The organism is Nocardioides iriomotensis (genome assembly GCF_004168035.1).
GTDB classification, from domain to species: domain Bacteria; phylum Actinomycetota; class Actinomycetes; order Propionibacteriales; family Nocardioidaceae; genus Nocardioides_B; species Nocardioides_B iriomotensis.
Genome location: NZ_SDPU01000001.1, coordinates 22,042 through 40,409, shown reverse-complemented (window position 1 = coordinate 40,409; position 18,368 = coordinate 22,042). Strand labels below are relative to the sequence as shown.

At 73.6% G+C, this 18,368-nt stretch carries 19 protein-coding genes and 1 pseudogene; 12 read left to right on the top strand and 8 right to left on the bottom strand.

The features are described from left to right. Window positions 1-27: 27 nt before the first annotated feature. Window positions 28-696 carry a hypothetical protein gene (locus tag ETU37_RS00225; RefSeq protein WP_129984866.1) on the top strand — a complete coding sequence of 223 codons (669 nt, stop codon included), beginning with the start codon at window positions 28-30 and terminating at the stop codon, window positions 694-696. Here ETU37_RS00225 and ETU37_RS00220 read toward each other — a convergent pair. Together ETU37_RS00220 and glgC are read right to left on the bottom strand one after the other, a co-directional pair. Then, window positions 681-1,523 (bottom strand): N-acetyltransferase, encoded by an 843-nt coding sequence (locus ETU37_RS00220; protein ID WP_129984865.1) that lies wholly within the window; start codon window positions 1,521-1,523, stop codon window positions 681-683. The two genes, ETU37_RS00225 and ETU37_RS00220, sit on opposite strands and share 16 nt — an antisense overlap. A gap of 57 nt (window positions 1,524-1,580) precedes the next feature. Then, window positions 1,581-2,798 carry a glucose-1-phosphate adenylyltransferase gene (gene glgC, locus ETU37_RS00215; protein ID WP_129984864.1) on the bottom strand — a complete coding sequence of 406 codons (1,218 nt, stop codon included), beginning with the start codon at window positions 2,796-2,798 and terminating at the stop codon, window positions 1,581-1,583. 170 nt (window positions 2,799-2,968) lie between these two features. Here glgC and ETU37_RS00210 point away from each other — a divergent pair, with 170 nt between their 5' ends. The 5 genes from ETU37_RS00210 to ETU37_RS00190 all read left to right on the top strand — a co-directional run bounded on the left by ETU37_RS00210 (window position 2,969) and on the right by ETU37_RS00190 (window position 10,407). Beyond that, window positions 2,969-4,861, top strand: coding sequence for an ABC transporter ATP-binding protein (locus tag ETU37_RS00210; RefSeq protein ID WP_129984863.1), 1,893 nt, complete (start codon window positions 2,969-2,971; stop codon window positions 4,859-4,861). Next, a complete protein-coding gene (locus ETU37_RS00205; protein ID WP_129984862.1) occupies window positions 4,858-6,786 on the top strand; it encodes an ABC transporter ATP-binding protein in 1,929 nt (642 codons plus the stop codon). Before ETU37_RS00210 ends, ETU37_RS00205 begins: the two co-directional genes overlap by 4 nt. 41 nt (window positions 6,787-6,827) lie before the next feature. Then, window positions 6,828-7,982 (top strand): glycogen synthase, encoded by a 1,155-nt coding sequence (gene glgA, locus ETU37_RS00200; protein WP_129984861.1) that lies wholly within the window; start codon window positions 6,828-6,830, stop codon window positions 7,980-7,982. Window positions 7,983-8,111: 129 nt separating this feature from the next. Next, window positions 8,112-9,134, top strand: coding sequence for a glycoside hydrolase family 26 protein (locus ETU37_RS00195; protein ID WP_129984860.1), 1,023 nt, complete (start codon window positions 8,112-8,114; stop codon window positions 9,132-9,134). Between the two features lie 37 nt (window positions 9,135-9,171). Continuing rightward, window positions 9,172-10,407 (top strand): glycoside hydrolase family 26 protein, encoded by a 1,236-nt coding sequence (locus ETU37_RS00190; RefSeq protein WP_129984859.1) that lies wholly within the window; start codon window positions 9,172-9,174, stop codon window positions 10,405-10,407. Between the two features lie 24 nt (window positions 10,408-10,431). On the opposite strand, the gene ETU37_RS00185 is transcribed toward ETU37_RS00190, so the two are convergent. Further along, window positions 10,432-10,869, bottom strand: coding sequence for a hypothetical protein (locus ETU37_RS00185; RefSeq protein WP_129984858.1), 438 nt, complete (start codon window positions 10,867-10,869; stop codon window positions 10,432-10,434). An 84-nt stretch (window positions 10,870-10,953) separates the two neighbouring features. Further along, window positions 10,954-11,991 (bottom strand): alkaline phosphatase family protein, encoded by a 1,038-nt coding sequence (locus tag ETU37_RS00180; RefSeq protein WP_129984857.1) that lies wholly within the window; start codon window positions 11,989-11,991, stop codon window positions 10,954-10,956. Window positions 11,992-12,059: 68 nt separating this feature from the next. On the opposite strand from ETU37_RS00180, the pseudogene ETU37_RS00175 reads away from it, so the two are divergent. Next, window positions 12,060-12,431, top strand: a pseudogene (locus tag ETU37_RS00175) (mycothiol transferase); the annotation flags it as partial. Between the two features lie 108 nt (window positions 12,432-12,539). Here the strand turns inward: ETU37_RS00175 and ETU37_RS00170 are convergent. Continuing rightward, window positions 12,540-12,779 carry a DUF6479 family protein gene (locus ETU37_RS00170; protein WP_165372324.1) on the bottom strand — a complete coding sequence of 80 codons (240 nt, stop codon included), beginning with the start codon at window positions 12,777-12,779 and terminating at the stop codon, window positions 12,540-12,542. Window positions 12,780-12,987: 208 nt separating this feature from the next. Here ETU37_RS00170 and ETU37_RS00165 point away from each other — a divergent pair, with 208 nt between their 5' ends. Further along, on the top strand, window positions 12,988-13,353 hold the full coding sequence (locus tag ETU37_RS00165) for a hypothetical protein (protein ID WP_129984855.1): 366 nt from the start codon (window positions 12,988-12,990) through the stop codon (window positions 13,351-13,353). Window positions 13,354-13,463: 110 nt separating this feature from the next. Beyond that, on the top strand, window positions 13,464-13,856 hold the full coding sequence (locus ETU37_RS00160; RefSeq protein WP_129984854.1) for a hypothetical protein: 393 nt from the start codon (window positions 13,464-13,466) through the stop codon (window positions 13,854-13,856). A 10-nt stretch (window positions 13,857-13,866) separates the two neighbouring features. Here ETU37_RS00160 and ETU37_RS00155 read toward each other — a convergent pair whose 3' ends face one another. Together ETU37_RS00155 and ETU37_RS00150 are read right to left on the bottom strand one after the other, a co-directional pair. Beyond that, complete coding sequence (locus ETU37_RS00155) at window positions 13,867-14,793, bottom strand: alpha/beta hydrolase family protein (protein ID WP_129984853.1); 927 nt, start codon at window positions 14,791-14,793, stop codon at window positions 13,867-13,869. Next, window positions 14,790-15,140, bottom strand: a complete 351-nt coding sequence (locus ETU37_RS00150) for a hypothetical protein (RefSeq protein WP_129984852.1) — start codon at window positions 15,138-15,140, stop codon at window positions 14,790-14,792. The genes ETU37_RS00155 and ETU37_RS00150 overlap by 4 nt, the downstream gene beginning before the upstream one ends. Window positions 15,141-15,195: 55 nt before the next feature. Here ETU37_RS00150 and ETU37_RS00145 point away from each other — a divergent pair, with 55 nt between their 5' ends. After that, on the top strand, window positions 15,196-15,720 hold the full coding sequence (locus tag ETU37_RS00145) for a helix-turn-helix domain-containing protein (protein ID WP_129984851.1): 525 nt from the start codon (window positions 15,196-15,198) through the stop codon (window positions 15,718-15,720). A gap of 17 nt (window positions 15,721-15,737) precedes the next feature. Here ETU37_RS00145 and ETU37_RS00140 read toward each other — a convergent pair whose 3' ends face one another. Further along, a complete protein-coding gene (locus ETU37_RS00140) occupies window positions 15,738-16,001 on the bottom strand; it encodes a metal-sensitive transcriptional regulator (protein WP_129984850.1) in 264 nt (87 codons plus the stop codon). 127 nt (window positions 16,002-16,128) lie between these two features. On the opposite strand from ETU37_RS00140, the gene ETU37_RS00135 reads away from it, so the two are divergent. After that, window positions 16,129-17,499: an MBL fold metallo-hydrolase gene (locus ETU37_RS00135; protein ID WP_129984849.1), complete on the top strand. Its 1,371-nt coding sequence runs from the start codon at window positions 16,129-16,131 to the stop codon at window positions 17,497-17,499. Continuing rightward, the gene (locus ETU37_RS00130) at window positions 17,496-18,341 is read left to right on the top strand and encodes a sulfite exporter TauE/SafE family protein (RefSeq protein ID WP_129984848.1); all 846 of its coding nucleotides are present in this window, start codon (window positions 17,496-17,498) and stop codon (window positions 18,339-18,341) included. Before ETU37_RS00135 ends, ETU37_RS00130 begins: the two co-directional genes overlap by 4 nt. The last annotated feature ends 27 nt before the right edge of the window (window positions 18,342-18,368 follow it).

Below are 18,368 nucleotides of genomic sequence, written 5' to 3'. Positions count from 1 at the left end.
GCCGCCGGGGTGGGCGAGGATGCGTCCGTGCTGATGCGTCGTACCGCCTCCGTCGCGGGGCTCGTGGCTGTCGCCGTGCTGGTCGGCGGGGTCTTCCAGGTGCTGCTGTGGCGCTGGGACCTCGGCGCGATCTCAGTGGTGGCGACGTCGCAGTTCACCTGGGTGCTGCTCGCGTTCGGGGCCGGCTGGGCCTGGGCGGGTGGCCACATCGGCCGGGGGGCCGCAGCCGGAGCGCTGACCGGACTGGTGCTGATCGTCAGCTACTACGGGATGCAGTGGCTGGTCGACGGGCGCCACGCGGCCGTTGCCCAGCTCTCGGACAGCGGCGGTCTCGCCTGGACCGTGGCTGCCGTCGGCGGCGGGGCCTTGATGGGACTGCTCGGCGGCCTGGCGAGTGCGGACGCCCGGGAACGATCGGGGCCCAAGGCGCTCGGGATCGTGACCGCGGCGCTGGTCGTCGGAGCCGGTCCGACCCTGTGGCTGCTGGTCACCGGTGGCGATCTCCCGGCGCGGGGTGTGCTTCCTGCCGCGGTGGTGTTCGCGGTCGTGGGCACGACGCTGCTCGTGCACGCGGTGCGCTCGTGCGGCGTCCGGGCGTGCCTGCGGGGCCTCGCGGGAGCGTTGGTTCTCGCCGGCGTCGCGCTGGGCGGCCTGTGGTGGCTGCAGGTGTCCGGGCTGCTCTACGTGACGTTCTGACCCGGCCGCAGCCACGCCGTCCACCGCTCGATCGCCACGAACCCCATCGACGCGTACAGCGGGCGCCCGTCGTCGCTGGCGACCAGCATCGCCGGCAGGTCCGGGTCGGCCGTCGTCGCGGCCCACGTGACGGCCGCGCCCGCACCGCGACCTCGCGCGGCGGGCAGCGCGGCGACGTACTCGACCAGCGTGGCGCGCGCGTGCAGGTGTGCGCAGGCGACCGCGGCCGGCGCGCCGTCGACGTACGCCACCCACACCCGCGTGCGGTGGGCGAGCAGCGGCTCGCCGAGCACCGAGCCGCGCACGAGGGGCTGGAGGTCGGGCATCGGGTAGCCCTCGACCAGCACGCGCTCCGCCACCGCGAGGCCGTCGGCGTCGGTGACCTCGCGCAGCTCGACGCCGGCCGGCAGCGGACGGTCGGACCGGTGGCTCGGCGCGGGGAAGCGCACCATCAGTGGCGGGTGCCCGATCAGCTCGAGCCCGTGCGGTCGGAGGTCGGGGGTGGGGAACGGGCTGACCAGGAAGTACGGCGCCGGCGGCGCGACCACCTCGTCGACCTCGGCGAGCAGGGCCCGGAGATCCTCGCGGGGCGGCTGGAGGAGCACGACCGGGTTGCTGAGCGCGCCCCGGTCGGCGATGCAGGCGGCCGCCCACCGCGGGGTGGTCCGGTGCGGGCGGCCGAGCGCCGCGCCCACGGTCACCGCCCAGGACGCGTGGACCAGGGCGGCCTGCCGGACCAGGGTGTCGTCGTCGGGAGTGTCGGGATCCCAGCCGTCGGTCAGGTGCTCCTCGGGATCCGGCAGGATCTCGCGTCCCGGGTCGGCCATCAGACCTCTCCCGCCATCAGACCTCTCCCTTCGCCCGCCGCCCGTGCCGCCCGGCCGTCAGGGGAGGACCTTCTTGCCCTTCCCGAGCACCGTCACGCCGCCGTCGCTCACCACGAAGCCGCGGCGCTTGTCCTCGCCGTGGTCGACGCCGATCAATGCCCCGTCGGGGACGACGACGTTCTTGTCGAGGATCGCGTTGCGGACGACCGCGCCGCGCCCGATCCGCACGCCGTCCAGCAGCACGCTGCGCTGCACGTAGGCGCCGTCGCCGACGAACACCTGCGTGCCGATCACGGAGGTCTCCACCGACGCCGCCGACACGATCGAGCCCGCGCACACGATCGAGTCGCGCACGCTCGCGCCCTGGCTGAACTTCGCGCCGGGCAGCTGGGAGTTGGACGTGAAGATCGGCCAACTGGTGTTGTACAGGTTGAAGATCGGCACCGTCGACACCAGGTCCAGGTGCGCGTCGTGGTAGCTGTCGAGCGTCCCGACGTCGCGCCAGTAGTCCCGGTCCCGCTCGGTCGCGCCGGGCACGGCGTTGCGCTTGAAGTCGTAGACCGCCGCGCGGCCCTGCTCGACCATCATCGGGATGATGTCGCCACCCATGTCGTGCCGGCTGGTGGGGTTGGCGGCGTCCTTCTCCAGCGCCTCGACGAGCGCGTCGGCGGTGAAGACGTAGTTGCCCATCGACGCGTAGGACTCCTCGGGCGAGTCGACCAGCCCCGGCGGGTCGGCCGGCTTCTCCAGGAACTCGTCGATCCCGATCCCGTCGTCGGCCGTCTTGATCACGCCGAACTGCCAGGCGTCCTTGCGCGGCACCCGGATGCCGGCCACCGTCGCGCCCGCCCCGGACGCGATGTGCGCGTCGACCATCTGGGAGGCGTCCATCCGGTACACGTGGTCGGCGCCGAACACCACGATGTACTCCGGCTTGGCGTCGATGATGAGGTTCATCGACTGGTAGATCGCGTCGGCGCTGCCGAGGTACCAGTTGGGGCCGCGGCGCTGCTGTGCCGGCACCGGCGCGACGTAGTTGCCGAGCAGGCTGCTCAGCCGCCAGGTCATCGAGATGTGCCGGTCGAGGGAGTGCGACTTGTACTGCGTCAGCACGGCGACGTTGAGGTAGCCGGCGTTGACGAGGTTCGACAGCGCGAAGTCGATCAGCCGGTAGGAGCCGCCGAACGGCACCGCCGGCTTCGCGCGGTCCTCGGTCAGCGGCATCAGCCGCTTCCCTTCCCCTCCGGCCAGGACGATTGCGAGGACGCGAGCCATGAACAGCACCCTAGGGGCTGAGCAGTCCCCTGTCCTCTGTCACTTTGATCGGGGCGGCTACGGCGGGGTGACCAGGTCCCGGAGCGCCCGGTCCACGCTGCGTGCGGAAGCCCACACCGGCCGAAAATCGGTCGCTGCCCGCGCGGACCCCACCTAGGCTTCTCCGTGCCATGCAAGACTTCCCGCCCCGCGTCCGCACCTTCGTCTCGGGCGACGGAAGTCCCGCCGAGGCCGATCCCGACACGCGCTCTCCCGGCGCCTTCCTGCGCTGGATGCTGGCGCGGCAGTGGAAGGTGATCGCCTGCTCCACGCTGTCGTCGCTGCTGTGGTTCCTGCCGATGACGCTCGGCCCGTGGATCTTCGGCAAGGCCGTCGACCAAGGCATCCTCGGCGGCTCCGAGCCGGCGCTGTGGGCCTGGGCCGGGCTGATGATGGCCGTGGTCGCGGTGGGCGGCGTGTTCGGCGTCGTGTTCCACACCTTCGTCGTCCGCACCTGGCTGATCGCGCTCTACGGCACCACCGAGATGGTCACCCGCAAGATCGCGCAGATGGGCCACGTCCTGCCGCGCCGGTCGCCGACCGGCGAGGTGCTGAGCGTGGCCTCCAGCGACGCCGACGAGTTCGGCGCGATGACCGAGATCGTCGCGCGGTGCCTCGCCCAGCTCGTGTCCTACCTGACCGTCGCCGCCATCGTGCTCTCCATCTCGCCCCTGCTCGGCGTCGTCGTGCTCGTCGCCGCGCCGGTGCTCGTCGGCGCCGCGCTGCCGCTGCTCCGCCCGCTGCACCGACGCCAGCAGGTGGAGCGCAGCCGCAACTCCGACCTGACCTCGATGGCCGCCGACATCGTGGCCGGCCTGCGCATCCTGCGCGGCATCGGCGGCGAGCGGACGTTCGGCCGCAACTACGCCCGGCAGTCGCAGCTCGCCCGCGAGGCCGGCACCTCCTCGGGGATCTGGCAGGCCGCGGTCGAGGCCGTCGGCGTGCTGTTCTCCGGCGTCTTCCTGGTCAGCCTGCTCTGGCTGGGCTCGCAGCAGGTGACCGCCGGCGAGCTCACGGTCGGCCAGCTGGTGAGCTTCCTCGGCTACGGCCTGTTCATGGTCGGCCCGATCCGCAGCTTCTTCGAGCTCGCCCAGAAGACCACCCGCGCGCTGGTCAGCGCCCGCCGGGCGATCTCGATCTTCGAGCAGCAGCCGCCCTGGCGCGAACGTGCCGCAGCACTGTCGCTCGACGGTACGTCGGAGCTCGTCGACGACGTCAGCGGCTTCGTCGCGCGGCCCGGTCTGCTGACCGTCGTGGTCAGCGCCGTGCCCGAGCAGAGCGCGGCGCTCGCCGACCGCTTGGGCCGTTACCTCGCCACCGACACCGACCCGGTCGCCGCCGACGACGAGGAGCACGCGAAGGGCCGCGCCGCCCGCCGCGCCCGCGCCGAGCGTGCCCGCCGCCGCGCGCTGATCGCCGCGCAGGACGAGGAGCTCGCCGGCCGCGACTGGGGCGTCCGGCTCGGCGGCGTCGACCTCGCCGACGCCCGCCTCGACGACGTGCGCCGCACGATCCTGGTCAGCGACACCGGCAGCCAGCTGTTCGCCGGCACTCTCCAGCAGGCCATCGACCCGCACGGGCGGCTCACCCGCGAGCAGGCCGAGCGCGCGCTGCGGGTGGCCAACGCCGAGGACGTGTACGACGCCCTCCCCGAAGGCTGGCAGGGGGAGCTGGAGGAGCGCGGACGCGGCCTGTCCGGCGGCCAGCGCCAGCGCGTCGTCCTCGCCCGCGCCCTCGCCGCCGAGGCCCCGGTGCTCGTGCTGGTCGAGCCGACCTCCGCCGTCGACGCGCACACCGAGGCCCGCATCGCCGAGCGGGTCAGCGAGCTGCGGCACGGCCGCACCACCGTGGTCACCACGGTGTCGCCGCTGTGGCTGCACCACGCCGACCACGTCGTGCTGCTGCACGACGGCACCGTCGTCGCCGAGGGTGCGCACGCCGACCTGCTCCACGACAACCCCGACTACCGCCACCTCGTCGCCCGCGGGCTCGACGAGGTCACCGTCGAGGAGGCGGGCCGATGACCACCGACCTGCTCGCCACCTCCGCCGACACCTGGCGCGACCACGGGGACGAGCCGCCGGCGATCCCGCCCGCGCTCGAGCCCCCGGTCGACGCCACCTGGCGGGAGCGCTGGCACGCGCTCTGGCAACGGCACGACCTGCGCCGGGTGCGCGCCGAGGAGAACTACACCGCCTCGCGCAGCGCCGCCCGCGGCTGGCCGGTCGCCGGCAACCGCGCCGTGCTCGCGTTCTTCCGCGAGCTGCTGCTCACCCGGCGCGGCCGGTTCGCCGCCCTGGTCGTGCTCAACGCGCTCGCGGCCGGCGCCGCCCTCGTCGTCCCGCGCCTGCTCGGCGACCTCGTCAACCGCACCGTCGACGCGAAGGGTGGCGTGCCCGACGGAGTCGGCACCGTCGCGCTCCTCGTGGTCGGCGTGGTGTGCGCCCACTCGCTGCTGACCTTCCTCGCCCAGCGCACCTCCACGCTGTTCGGCCAGGACCTGCTGGCCAGCGCCCGCGAGCACATCGTCCGCACGATCCTCGCGCTGCCGCTGGGACGCGTGGAGAGCGCCAGCACCGGCGACCTGGTCACCCGGGTCACCCGGGACGTCGGCACGATGAGCCGGTCCGTGCAGTACGGCCTGCCGATGGCGATCATCTCGCTGCTCACCGTCGTGCTGTCGATCCTCGCGATGCTGCTCAACTCCGTGGTGCTCGCGCTGCCCGCCCTCGCGACGTTCGCGACGGCTCTCTGGGCGGTCCGCGGCTACCTGCGGCGTGCGCCCAAGGGCTACATCAACGAGGGCGCGACGTACTCCCGCATCAACACCACCCTGACCGAGACCGTCGAGGGCGCCCGCACCTCCGAGTCGCTGCGCCTCTCCGACCGCCGCGTGGCCGCCGGCTCCGACGACATCGCCGTCTCGGCGCAGGCCGAGCGCTACGGCATGACGCTGCGCAACCTGCTGTTCGTGGTGCTGAACTTCGCCTTCCAGTCGCCGCGCGTCATCACCCTGCTCGTCGGTGCCTACGCCTACACCCAGGGCTGGGTGAACCTCGGCCAGATCACCACCGCCGTGCTGTACGTCGAGGCGCTCGGAGACCCGCTCGACCGGCTGATCGGCGAGGTCGACCGGCTCCAGGTCGGCGCCGCGTCCACCGCCCGGCTGCTCGGCATCGCCGAGGTGCCGCCGGACCGCGAGCCCGGCGACACCCGTCCCGACGGCGTCGAGCTCGTCGGCCGCGACCTGCGCTTCGCCTACCGCGCCGACCACGACGTGCTGCACGGTGTCGACCTGCACCTCGAGGTGGGGGAGCGGCTCGCGATCGTCGGCCCGAGCGGCTCGGGCAAGTCCACGCTCGGCCGGCTGCTGTCGGGCATCAACCGGCCGCGCACCGGCTCCGCCAGCGTCGGCGGCGTCGAGCTCGTCGACCTGCCGCTCGAGGTGCTGCGCACCGAGGTCGCGCTGGTCACCCAGGAGCACCACCTGTTCATCGGCACGATCCGCGACAACATCGTCCTCGCCCGCGAGGACTCCGACGACGCCGCCGTGCGGGCCGCCCTGCGCGCCGTCGGCTCGCTGGGCTGGGTCGAGCGCCTGCCCGACGGCCTGGACACGATGATCGGGTCCGGTCAGCAGAGCCTGACCCCAGCGCAGGCGCAGCAGATCGCGCTGGCCCGGCTGATCGTGGCCGACCCGCACACGCTCGTGCTCGACGAGGCGACCTCGCTGATCGACCCGCGCACCGCCCGCACGCTGGAGGGCTCGATGAACGCCCTGCTCGACGGCCGCACCGTCGTGGCCATCGCGCACCGGCTGCACACCGCCCACGACGCCGACCGGATCGCGGTCGTGATCGACGGCCGGATCGTCGAGCTCGGCAGCCATCACGAGCTCGTCGAGCGCGACGGGGAGTACGCCGCCCTCTGGCGGGCGTGGACGAGCTGAGCCCGGTCGACTCCCTCGCCGGAGGTGGCTAGCCTCCGAGCATGAAGGTGTCGGTGCTGACCCGCGAGTACCCCCCGGACGTCTACGGCGGCGCCGGCGTCCACGTCGACTTCCTCGTCCGCGAGCTCAAGCAGCTCGTCGACGTCGACGTGCAGTGCATGGGCGAGCCGCGCGAGGGCGCGACCGCGCACTCCGAAGACGACCCGCGGCTGGCGGGCGCCAACGCCGCGCTGCGGGTGCTCTCGACCGACCTCACCATGACCGCCGCGGTGTCGTCGGCCGACGTCGTGCACTCCCACACCTGGTACGCCGCCATGGCCGGCCACTGGGCCAAGCTGCTGTACGACGTCCCGCACGTCGTCACGGCGCACTCGCTCGAGCCGCAGCGGCCGTGGAAGGCCGAGCAGCTCGGCGGCGGCTACCGGCTCTCGTCGTGGGCCGAGCGCACCGCGATGGAGGGCGCCGACGCCGTGGTCGCGGTGAGCCGGGGCATGCGCGAGGACGTGCTCGCGTCGTACCCCGCCATAGACCCGGCCCGGGTGCACGTCATCTCCAACGGCATCGACGCCGACTTCTACCGGCCCGACCCGGGCACCGACGTGCTGGAGCGGATCGGGGTGGACCTCGGCCGGCCCTACGTCTCGTTCGTCGGCCGGATCACCCGGCAGAAGGGCGTGCCGCACCTGCTGCGCGCGGGCCTGCACCTCGACCCGGCCGTGCAGATGGTGCTGCTCGCGGGTGCCGCCGACACGCCGGAGCTCAAGGCCGAGACCGACGCCGCGATCGACGACCTGCGGGCCGACCGCGACGGCATCTTCGTGGTCTCGGACATGCTGCCGCGCGAGGAGGTCCGGCAGGTGCTGACCCACGCGCTCGCGTTCTGCTGCCCGTCGGTCTACGAGCCGCTCGGCATCGTCAACCTCGAGGCGATGGCCTGCGAGACCGCCGTCGTCGCGAGCGCGGTCGGCGGCATCCCCGAGGTCGTGGACGACGGCAGCACCGGCCTGCTCGTCGACTACACCCCCGACGACGCGTCCGGCTTCGAGCAGCGCTTCGCGGACGCGGTCAACCGGCTCGCCGCCGACCCCGACGAGGCCCGCCGGATGGGGCTCGCCGGACGCGCCCGCGCCGTCGAGCAGTTCGGCTGGGACGCCGTCGCGGCCCGGACGGTGGAGCTGTACCGCTCGCTCCGCTGAGCGCCAGGCCACACGCACTTCGGGGCATTTGTCCGATTCGGGGGTCAAGGCGGCGGCCCGCGACGTCGATACCCTCCCTGGTACAGGTCCACCCGCCTGCACCACCCGTGGCCAGGGAGGGCCTGTTCCATGCTGCACCGTTCGATCCGCCGAGCCGCGGTCCTGGCGACCGGCGCCGTCCTGCTGACGCTCGTCGGGGGCGCCGCCACCGCCGCGCTGCCGCACCACAAGCTCGGACGCGTCGCCACCGCCGCCGCCAAGCCGGCCACCACCCCGATCTCGCCGAAGCCGGTGCCCGGGGCCACCCAGCAGCTCGGCCTCGCGATGGAGGGCGCGCCCTGGGACCTGTCCGGCGTCGACGCCCTGGCCGGGCAGATCGGCCGCCGTCCCGACCTCGTGATGTGGTACGCCGCCTGGTCCGACCGCGCCGCGTTCCCGGCCGACCGGGCCGCTGCCGTGGCCGCGAGCGGAGCCACGCCGGTCGTCACCTGGGAGCCGTGGAACCCGGCCGACGGCGTCGACCAGCCGACGTACGCCCTCGACCGGATCACCGCGGGCCGGCACGACAGCTACATCACCTCCTGGGCCAGGCAGGTCAAGAGCTGGGGCAAGCCGCTCGTGCTCCGCTGGGGCCACGAGATGAACGGCAGCTGGTACCCGTGGTCGGCCCAGGCCAACGGCAACACCCCGGCCGACTACGTGGCCGCGTTCCGGCACGTGCGCGGCATCTTCGACAAGGTCGGCGCGACCAACGTCGCCTGGTCCTGGTCGCCCAACGTGCCCTACCCGGGCTCGGTGCCGCTGGACCAGGTGTTCCCCGGCAACGCCCACGTCGACCGGGTCGCGCTCGACGGCTACAACTGGTCGACGCTGCAGACCGGCACGTCGTGGCAGTCGTTCTGGCAGGTCTTCTCCGCGGGCGTCACCCAGGTGCAGGCGATCACCGGCAAGCCGATCTTCGTCGGCGAGACCGCGAGCACCGAGGTCGGCGGCGACAAGGCGGCCTGGATCCGTGACATGTTCGCCACGCTCGACGCGCACCCGGAGATCCGCGGCTTCACGTGGTTCCACTTCGACAAGGAGACCGACTGGCGCATCACCAGCAGCGCCGCGGCCCTCGACGCCTTCCGAGCGGGACTCGCCACGTACTGAGCCGGTCCGGGAATGCCCGGCTTGGTTGAATGACGCCATGCCCAGGCTCCGCGCCGGCCTGCTCGCCCTCGGGACCGCCCTCGGGACCGCCCTCGTGCTCACGCTCGCGTCGTGCAGTGCGTCCCCGGACGATGCGGCGGCCCCTTCCTCGGACCCGTCGACCGGAGGGACCACCTCGTCCGACGACGGCGGCGGCGGTGACGTCAGCACCTGCGAGGTGCGGCGACCGCTCGGTCCCGACTCCGGGGCCTGGCTGGGCGTCAGCCTCGACTGGGACCACGACACCCCCGCCAAGTACGCCGCCCGGCTCGGCGAGCACCCGGCCGCCGTGGTGTCCTCGGCGTCGATGCCGCTCACCGACGCCGACGTGGACAACGTCGACGGGGCGGCCCGGCTCGCCGCGGAGCAGGGCGCGGTCCTGCTGCTCACGCTCGAGCCCAACGACGGGCTGCGGGCCGTCGACTCCGCAGCGGTCGACGCCCTCGTGAAGGCGCTGCAGGACTGGAACGCCGCCGGGGCGCCGGTGGTCGTCCGGTTCGGCCCGGACATGAACGGCTCCTGGTACCCCTGGGGCCAGCAGCCGAAGCGGTTCAAGCGGGCCTTCCGCGCGGTCGCCGACGCGGTGCACGCCGACGTGCCGGGCAGCGCGACGATGTGGGCGCCCGCCTACGGCGGCGGCTACCCCTTCGTCGGTGGGCAGTACGAAGCCATCCCCGGCGGCCGGGCCGCGGTCAGCCTGGACCGCGACCTCGTCGGCGACCTCGGCCCCGAGGACGACCCCTACGCGCCGTACTACCCCGGCGACGAGGCCGTCGACTGGGTCGGGATGTCGTTGTTCCACTGGGGGACCGTCTACCCCTGGGGCGAGAACGAGCCGCCCGCGCGCGGCAAGCTCGTCGCGCAGCTGCGCGGCCGGTACGCCGCCGGCGGCGTCGACGAGCGCCGTACCCCGGACTTCTACCGGCTCTACGGCGAGCGCCGCGGCAAGCCGGTCGCGCTGGTGGAGACGGCCGCGCTCTACGCGCCCGGCAACGAGGGCGCCACCGAGACCCGGGTCAAGTCCGGGTGGATCCGGCAGGTGCTCGCGCCCGACCTGCTCGACCGGCTCCCGCAGCTCAAGCTCGTCGACTGGTTCGAGTGGAACCGGTACGAGCAGGAGATCGGCGGCCGCGTCGACTGGACGGCCACGCGGCGGCCCGCCGTGCGGCAGACCTACCGCGACGCGCTGCCCGGCTGGGCGGTGTTCGGCGACCCCGACGCCCCGCGCTGCTGACGCCGGGAGGTCGCGGGACCCGGCTCAGGCGTCGGCGCGGTGCGTCGACCGGTCGTCGCGCTGGCGGGGCACCGAACGGCGCGCGGCGCGCACCTCCTCCTGGTGCACGAAGATCTCCTCGAGCGGCGAGAACGACTCGGCGTACTCCTCGTCGTTCCACAGCGCGACCGGCCGCTCCCGGCGGACCTGCTCGGGGACCGGCGGCGGCTTGCGGAGCTCCTCCATCGGGGGAGCGGTCTCGGCGAGCGCCGGGTCGGTGGTGACCGTGATCGTCACCCGCGGCCACCAGCGGGACCGGTCCTCCCGGTCGGTCACCACGGGGTGGTCGAGGGCCTCCTGCGCGAACTGCCAGGCGGCATCGAACGTCGGACCGGTGATGCGCCAGGTCGGCGCATGGCCGGACATCTCTATGCGTCGTGGAATCGCCTCGAAGACGTCCACGATGCCTTGCCCGAGCGGCATGGGTGTTCTCCCTGCTGTTCAAGCCCCCGAAGGCGACCACCTTAGGTCATGACCGGGCGCGGTCGGCAGTCCCGGTTCCGCGTGTCAGGACCCGGCGAGCAGCAGCGGCGGCCGGCCGAACGTGCTGCCCGGCACCGGCGGCAGACCGAGCAGGCCGGTCACCGCGTTGGCCACCTCGCCGTTGCGCACCGGCTGGGTCCCGGCGTACGACGTGCGCGCCCGGCCGGGGTCGGCGCGCCGCCCGTCGTTGAGCGCGTAGAGGTCCGCGCCCCGGGCGACGCCGGCACCCCAGGCGACGAAGGGCACCCGGTAGTCGGCCCGCCTGGTCGGGTCGTCGTGGCCAGGCCCCTTGCCGCCGTGGTCGGCGGTCAGCAGCACGGTCGTCCTGGCCCGCAGCTCCGGGTCGCTGCGCACGGCGTCGAGGACGCGGCCGACCTGGCGGTCGGCCGCGGTCACCGCCGCGAGGTACGCCGGCGACATGAACCCGTCCTCGTGGCCCGCGGCGTCCGGCTCGGCGAGGTGCAGGAACGTGAACGCGTCCGGGCGGCGCTGCAGGCGCTTCACCAGACGGCCCACGTTGTCGGCCTCGTCGTCGACGACGTACCGGTCGATCTTGTCGCGACCGTCGTCCGCGCCGGTCTCGTCGGCGGCGCCGTGGGCGGCGTCCCAGGACCGGTCGAGGAAGTCGAACTTGTCCTTCGACGCATAGAACGCCGTGCCCAGGCCGTTGTCGTGCACGACGTCGAAGACGCCCGCGACGTAGCCCTCGGCGACGGCCGGCAGGATGCTGCCGTTGTCCTCGTTGAACGTGACGTGGTGCCCGTCGGGGCCGCCGACCGGCCGCCCGGTCAGCATCCCGGTGTGGTTCGGCAGCGTGCGCGTGATCTCCCGCTCGGTCCGGGCGTTGAGGGTGCCGGCGCCGCGGGCGAGCATGCGGTGGATCGCGGGCGTGCCCTCCGCCCCGAGGCGCGTGATCGCGGTGGGGTTCAGCCCGTCGACCGAGATCGCGACGACGATGGCGGCCGGCGTCGCGGCTCGCGCGCGAGGCGGGTCGGGCTCCGCGGACGCGCCGCACCCGGCGAGGGCGACGGCGCCGGCCAGCAGCAGCGGGGTCAGGCGCATCGCACCAGTCTCGCACCGCCGGGGCGGTAGGTTCGTCCGCCGTGACGACCACGCGCCCCGACCCGCCGATGACCGCCGACGAGCGGACGTCGTTGCGCGGCTGGCTCGACTACCACCGCGCCACGCTCGCCTGGAAGTGCGACGGGCTCGACGACGACGAACTGCGCCGCCGGTCGATGCCGCCGTCGACGCTGTCGCTGCTCGGACTGGTGCGGCACATGGCGGAGGTGGAGCGGCACTGGTTCCGCCGCGTGGTGGCGGGCGAGACGGTCCGGCACGTGTGGTCGGAGGAGTGGGACTTCCAGGCCGCGTACGACGCGAGCGGCGGCACCCGCGAGGAGGCCTTCGCGGCCTGGCGGACCGAGGTCGAGCAGGCGCGCCGGATCGAGGCCGCGGTGCCGTCGCTCGACACCACGTTCGCCGTACCGGCGTGGGAGGCGGATGCCTCGCTGCGCACGATCCTGCTGCACCTCGTGCACGAGTACGCGCGCCACAAGGGCACGCCGACCTGCTCCGCGAGGGCGTCGACGGGGTCGTCGGCGCCTGAGCTACTTCTGCTCCCGCTCGGTGGTCTTCTCGCGGACGACCGTGTGGGTCGGCTTGGTCGGGTCGTGCGGCTGCTCCTCGACCCGGGTCGTCTCCTCCTCGTGCACGCGGCCGCGCCGCGCGTGCACGATCACCGCGACACCGGCCAGCATGAGGATCACGCCGACGGTCTGGATGTCGATGCCGGGGAGCTCCTTGCGCATCGCGAACGCGAAGATCGCGCCGATGATCAGCAGTGCCACTCCAGGGCCCACGTCTCGCGCGCTTCCTGTGCCGGGTCCGAGCCGCCGCTCGCTGACGGTCACCACCGTGCCCACTGGGGCAGGTGTGAAACAACCCCTCACGCTCGCTTTACGAGTCGGAATTCTTTGCCGTCGCACCCGTTTGCAAGCCGTCGCCGGGTGGCAACCATGGTGCTACTCCCAGTCTCTGTCCGCCCGAGGTCGACCGATGAACGACATGCTCCTGATCGCGTTGATGCTCCTGCTCGTCGTCGCCGCCGTCCGGGTCGCGGTGCCCCGCCGTGAGGTGCACACGCCGCTCCCGCGCCTGGTCAACATGAGCGACGACTCCTTCCGCATCACCGACGGGCGGGGTCGGGTCGTCGCCGTCGTGCCGCCCTCGCCGTACCAGGCGGGCACCGACCACACGCCGGTCGGCGAGCACGTCGTCGTCCGCAAGCGCGTGTCCGGCGAGGCGGTGCCGGTCGAGGACATCCCCGTCGTGCCCGGCGTCAGCTACCTCGTCTCGGCGCCCGTCGCGCGCGCCGCCGGCCGGCCCGACTTCCTCACCGACGCCGACCACTTCTCCGCCTGACGCTCCGCACCAGGTTTTACCGAACGGCTGATGTGCGTCGTGTGACCCCGTCCGACGATGGGTAGGGATCAACGCACCGGGTCCGGTCACGGCGAGCGAGCGAGGTGCGCATGGGACAGTCCGGCACCGCTCGCGTCGGGGGAGTCGCCGCCGAGGTCGCCGTCGTCATGGGCGTGATCGTCGCCGCGGTCTGGTGCATCACCTACCTCCCCGGGTACGACGAGATCGCGCCGTCCTGGGCCACGGCCCCCGAGCGCACGGTCGTCGTCGCCAAGGAGGACACGCTCGCGGTCAGCGCCGCGCGCCCGATCGTGATGGACGAGATCGAGGAGGCCTGCGAGCACGTGCCGTTCTGGGTGCGACCGGTCGTGGCCAAGCCGGTGTCCGTCCTGGTGATCCTGACCCGCGCCGGAGTCCGCGAGACCGAGGCGCGGCTGTCGTGCGACACGGGCTACCTGCTGAGGATCCGCAGCATCGCGCCGGGCGCCGCCGTCGCGGCCTGACGCCGTCCGCTCAGGTCGCCGCGCCCGCGGTGACCCGCGCCGCCCAGTGCACGACGAGGTCGACCACGGCCGGGTCGAGCGGACGCCGTACCTCCTCCTTGTAGCGCTTCAGCGACGGCGTGCCGTCCTGGCGGCGCAGGGTGTGCGTCACGTCCGGCAGCAGGTGTGCCTCGGCGCGCGGACCGACGAGCTCGGCGATGCGGTGCACGTCCTCGGGCGGCGACTGCAGGTCCTTGGCCCCGGTCACCGCCAGGACCGGGACGTCGGTGCGGCGCAGGTCTGCGACCACGTCGTGGGAGAGGAACTCGCGGAACCACCGGGCGTTGAGCCGGGCGCCCCCGATCCGCGCGACGTCCGTGGTGGTGCGCTCGATCTTGTCGTGGTTCCTCGACACCTTCGCGGCGAGGTCGATGCGCAGGAGGCGCAGCAGCCCGCGGACGGGGGCAGGCAGGGTGGGCAGGATCGCCTGGGTCTGCCAGCGCAGCACGTCGCGCCCGGTCCGGGCGACGCCGGACAGCAGGCCGACCCCGGCGAGCGGGACGCCCCGGGCCGCGACCATGCCGGCCAGGATCGCGCCCTCGCTGTGCCCGACGACCAGCACGGCGTCGTCGCGCACCTCGGGCCGTGCCCGCAGCGTCTCGACCGCGGCGGCGACGTCGTCCGCGTTGTCCTCCAGGCCGGCCGTCCGCCAGTCGAGGTCGGTCTGCCCGACGCCGCGCTTGTCGAAGCGCAGTGAGGCGGCGCCGGCCGCCTGGAGCGCGGCCGCCAGCTGCCGGGAGACGCCGAACCGGATCCGCTTGTGGTCCGAGTCCCGGTCGAGCGGGCCCGACCCCGAGACGAGCACGACGCCGGGGAACGGGCCTGCGCCGTCGGGCAGCTCCAGCGTGGCGCCCAGTGGCCCGGCGGGGCCGGGAACCTCGAGGTCGACGGTGGTCATGCGGGGTGTCCGGTCCCGAGCCGGCCGGCCAGGTCGGCCGCGTCGTGCGTCCCGAGGACCAGGCGGTCGAACCGCTGCCCGGTGAGCTCGACGACGAGCGCCGGCTGGCCGCGGCGGACCGAGACCAGCGTGCGGCCGTGCCCGCGCCAGGTGCCGACGAGCCACCGGCCGGGCAGGCCGAGACCCGGGGCGCGGAGCCCCTGGACGGCGTGCAGCCCGACGTCCTCGACCCGCGCGGCCGTCACCGACCCGAGCGGGAAGGACCGGTCCCGGACGAGGCCCAGCACCTTCTCGGTGCGGGTGAACCGGACGGACAGGCGGTCCTCGTGGAGGGAGATCGTGGTCATGACAGCATTCTATTCTCATCACTGAGAACATTGTCAATTGAGATAACATCGCCCCATGGCGAGCGCCGACCTGCTGCTGCACCCCGTCCGGCTCCGGATCGTGCAGTGCCTCCTCGGGGACCGGTCGCGCACCACCGGCGAGCTGCGCGCGGACCTGCCGGACGTGGCTCCGGCCACGCTCTACCGGCACGTCGCGACCCTGCACGACGCTGGGCTGCTGCAGGTCGTCGACGAGCGCCGGGTGCGCGGCGCGACCGAGCGGACCTACCGGCTGCGGGACCCCGCGCGGGTGGTCGGGCCCGCGGAGGCGGCGTCGATGAGCGTCGACGAGCACCGGCAGGCGTTCACCGCGTTCGTCGCGGGCCTCCTGGGCGACTTCGACCGGTACCTCGACTCCGGTGACGTCGACCTCGCCCGGGACCTGGTCGGCTACCGCCAGGCCGCCCTCCACCTCAGTGACGACGAGATGCGACAGCTCCTCGACGACCTGGTCGCGGTGGTGCGGCCGCTGCTGGACAACCGGCCCTCGGAGCGGCGCACCCGGCGGATGTTCACGACGGTGCTGATGCCCGGCCGGTGACGCCGGGTCGATGGCGACTACGCGAGGGAGAGGAAGAGCTTCTCCATCTTCTTCGCGTCGACGCTGTCGATGCCGTCGCCGGAGGTGAGGCACTCGCGCAGCCCGGTGGCGACGATGGCGAAGCCGGCGCGGTCCAGGGCTCGCGAGACCGCGGCGAGCTGGGTGACGACGTCCTCGCAGTCGCGACCTTCCTCGAGCATGCGCAGCACGCCGGCCAGCTGCCCCTGGGCGCGCTTGATGCGGTTGATGACCGGGCCCAGGTCGGCCGGGTTGAGCTCCATGACTGGTCTCCAGGGGAGGTGGGTGGTGGGAAGGCGACGGTTGGAACTATACCCCCGGGGGTGTTACCGTCGCTCTAGTGCTGATACCCCCCTGGGTATCGCCTCGTCACCGGAGTCGGAGACCGCCATGCACCTGACCGTCATCCCGATCGAGACCCCGACGCTGGGCGACCGCAGCTACCTCGTCCACGACGGCGGGGTCGCGTTCGTCGTCGACCCGCAGCGCGACATCGACCGGGTCCTCGACCTGCTCGACCGCGACGGCGTACGGCTGACCCACGTCTTCGAGACGCACATCCACAACGACTACGTCACCGGCGGGCACGCACTCGCCCGGACCACCGGTGCCGCGTACCTGGTCAACGCCGCCGACGACGTCTCGTTCGACCGGACGCCCGTGCGCGACGGGGAGACGGTGCGCGTCGGTGACCGGATGGCCGTCACCGCCCTGGCGACACCGGGCCACACCTTCACCCACCTGTCCTATGCGCTGCGCGACACGGCGACCGGGCGCGACGTCGGTGTGTTCTCCGGCGGCAGCCTGCTGTTCGGCGCCACCGGGCGCCCGGACCTGCTCGGCGCCGCGCACACCCACGAGCTCGTGCACCTGCAGCACGCCTCCGCGCACCGCCTCGCCGGCACGCTGCCCGACGACGCCGCGGTGTACCCGACCCACGGCTTCGGGTCGTTCTGCTCGGCCACCCAGTCCGACGCCGACGCCTCGACGATCGGTCGCGAGAAGGAGAGCAACCCGGTCCTCACCCAGGACGAGGAGACGTACGTCAAGGAGCTGCTCGACGGGCTCGGCGCCTACCCCGCCTACTACGCCCACATGGCTCCGGCCAACGCCGCCGGACCGTCGGCACCCGACCTGTCCCCGCCGGTCACCGCCGACGCCACCGAGCTGCGCCGTCGCATCGAGGCCGGCGAGTGGGTCGTCGACCTGCGCAACCGGACCGCCTTCGCGGCCGGCCACGTGCCGGGGACGCTGAGCTTCGGGCTGGACGGCGGGTTCGCCACCTACCTGGGCTGGCTGATCGGCTGGGGCACCCCGCTGACCCTGCTGGGTGAGACCGCCGCCGACGTCGCCCGGGCGCAGCGCGAGCTGGTCCGCATCGGCATCGACCGACCGGCCGCCGCCGCGACCGGGGGGCCCGCCGACTGGTCCGACCGCGACCTCGCGTCGTTCCCCACGGCCACCTTCGCCGACCTCGCCGCCGTGCGTCGGCACAGGGCCGTCACCGTCCTCGACGTGCGTCGCACCGACGAGCACGAGTCCGCCCGCATCCAGGGCGCGCTCAACATCCCCGTCCACGAGCTGCCGCACCGTCTCGACGAGGTGCCGGGCACCGAGGTCTGGGTGCACTGCGCCGGCGGCTACCGCGCCTCCGTCGCCGCGTCCTTCCTGTCCGCGGCCGGGCACACGCTGGTCGCGATCGACGACACCTTCGACAACGCCCGCGAGGTCGACCTGCACCTCGTCGGTCCCGAGGCATGACCGTCGTCGTCGCGCTCGTGGCCGGCCTCGGCATCGGGCTCGCCCTCGGCGCGCTCGGGGGTGGCGGGTCGATCCTCGCCGTACCGGTGCTCGTCTACCTTCTCGGCCAGGACGCGGCCCAGGCCACCACCGGCTCCCTCGTCGTCGTCGGTACGACGTCCGCGGTCTCCGCCTACGCCGCCTGGCGCGCCGAGAGGGTGCTGCCCGCCCGGGGCGCCGTGCTCGGGATCGTCGCGACCGGAGGCGCGGCCGCCGGTGCCGTCGCCTCGTCGCGGGTGCCCGAGCCGGTGCTGCTGGCGTCGTTCGCGGCCGTGGTCGCGGTGGTCGCCACCGTCATGACCGTCCGCCAGGTGAGGCACGCTCGCCGCACCCGCGCCGGGCTCGGCGTCGCCAGCGGCAGCGGCCCGGACCGGCCGCGGTTCGACGACCCGATCGTCTCGTTCAGCCCGACGTTCATGTGCCGGTGCCCGCGCGCCGTGAAGGTGCTCGTCACCGCCACCGTCGTGGGCCTGCTCACCGGCTTCCTGGGTGTCGGCGGCGGCTTCCTCGTTGTGCCCGCCCTCGTTCTCGCGCTCGGGCTCCCGATCCGCTACGCCGCCGGGACGTCCCTGGTCGTCATCACGATCACCTCCGCGGCGGCCCTGGCCGTCCGCGCCGGCACCGGACCCGCGCCCGACTGGATCCTCGTCGCCCTGCTCACCGCGGCCGCCGTGGCCGGAGGCCGGCTCGGCAGCCGCGTCGCCGACGCCGTGCCGAGCGCCCGCCTGCAGACGGCGTTCACCCTGCTCCTGGTGGCGGTCGGTGCCGGCACGGCGTGGCAGGCGATCCCCGTCCTGACCTGATCACCATCACCATCACCATCACCCACC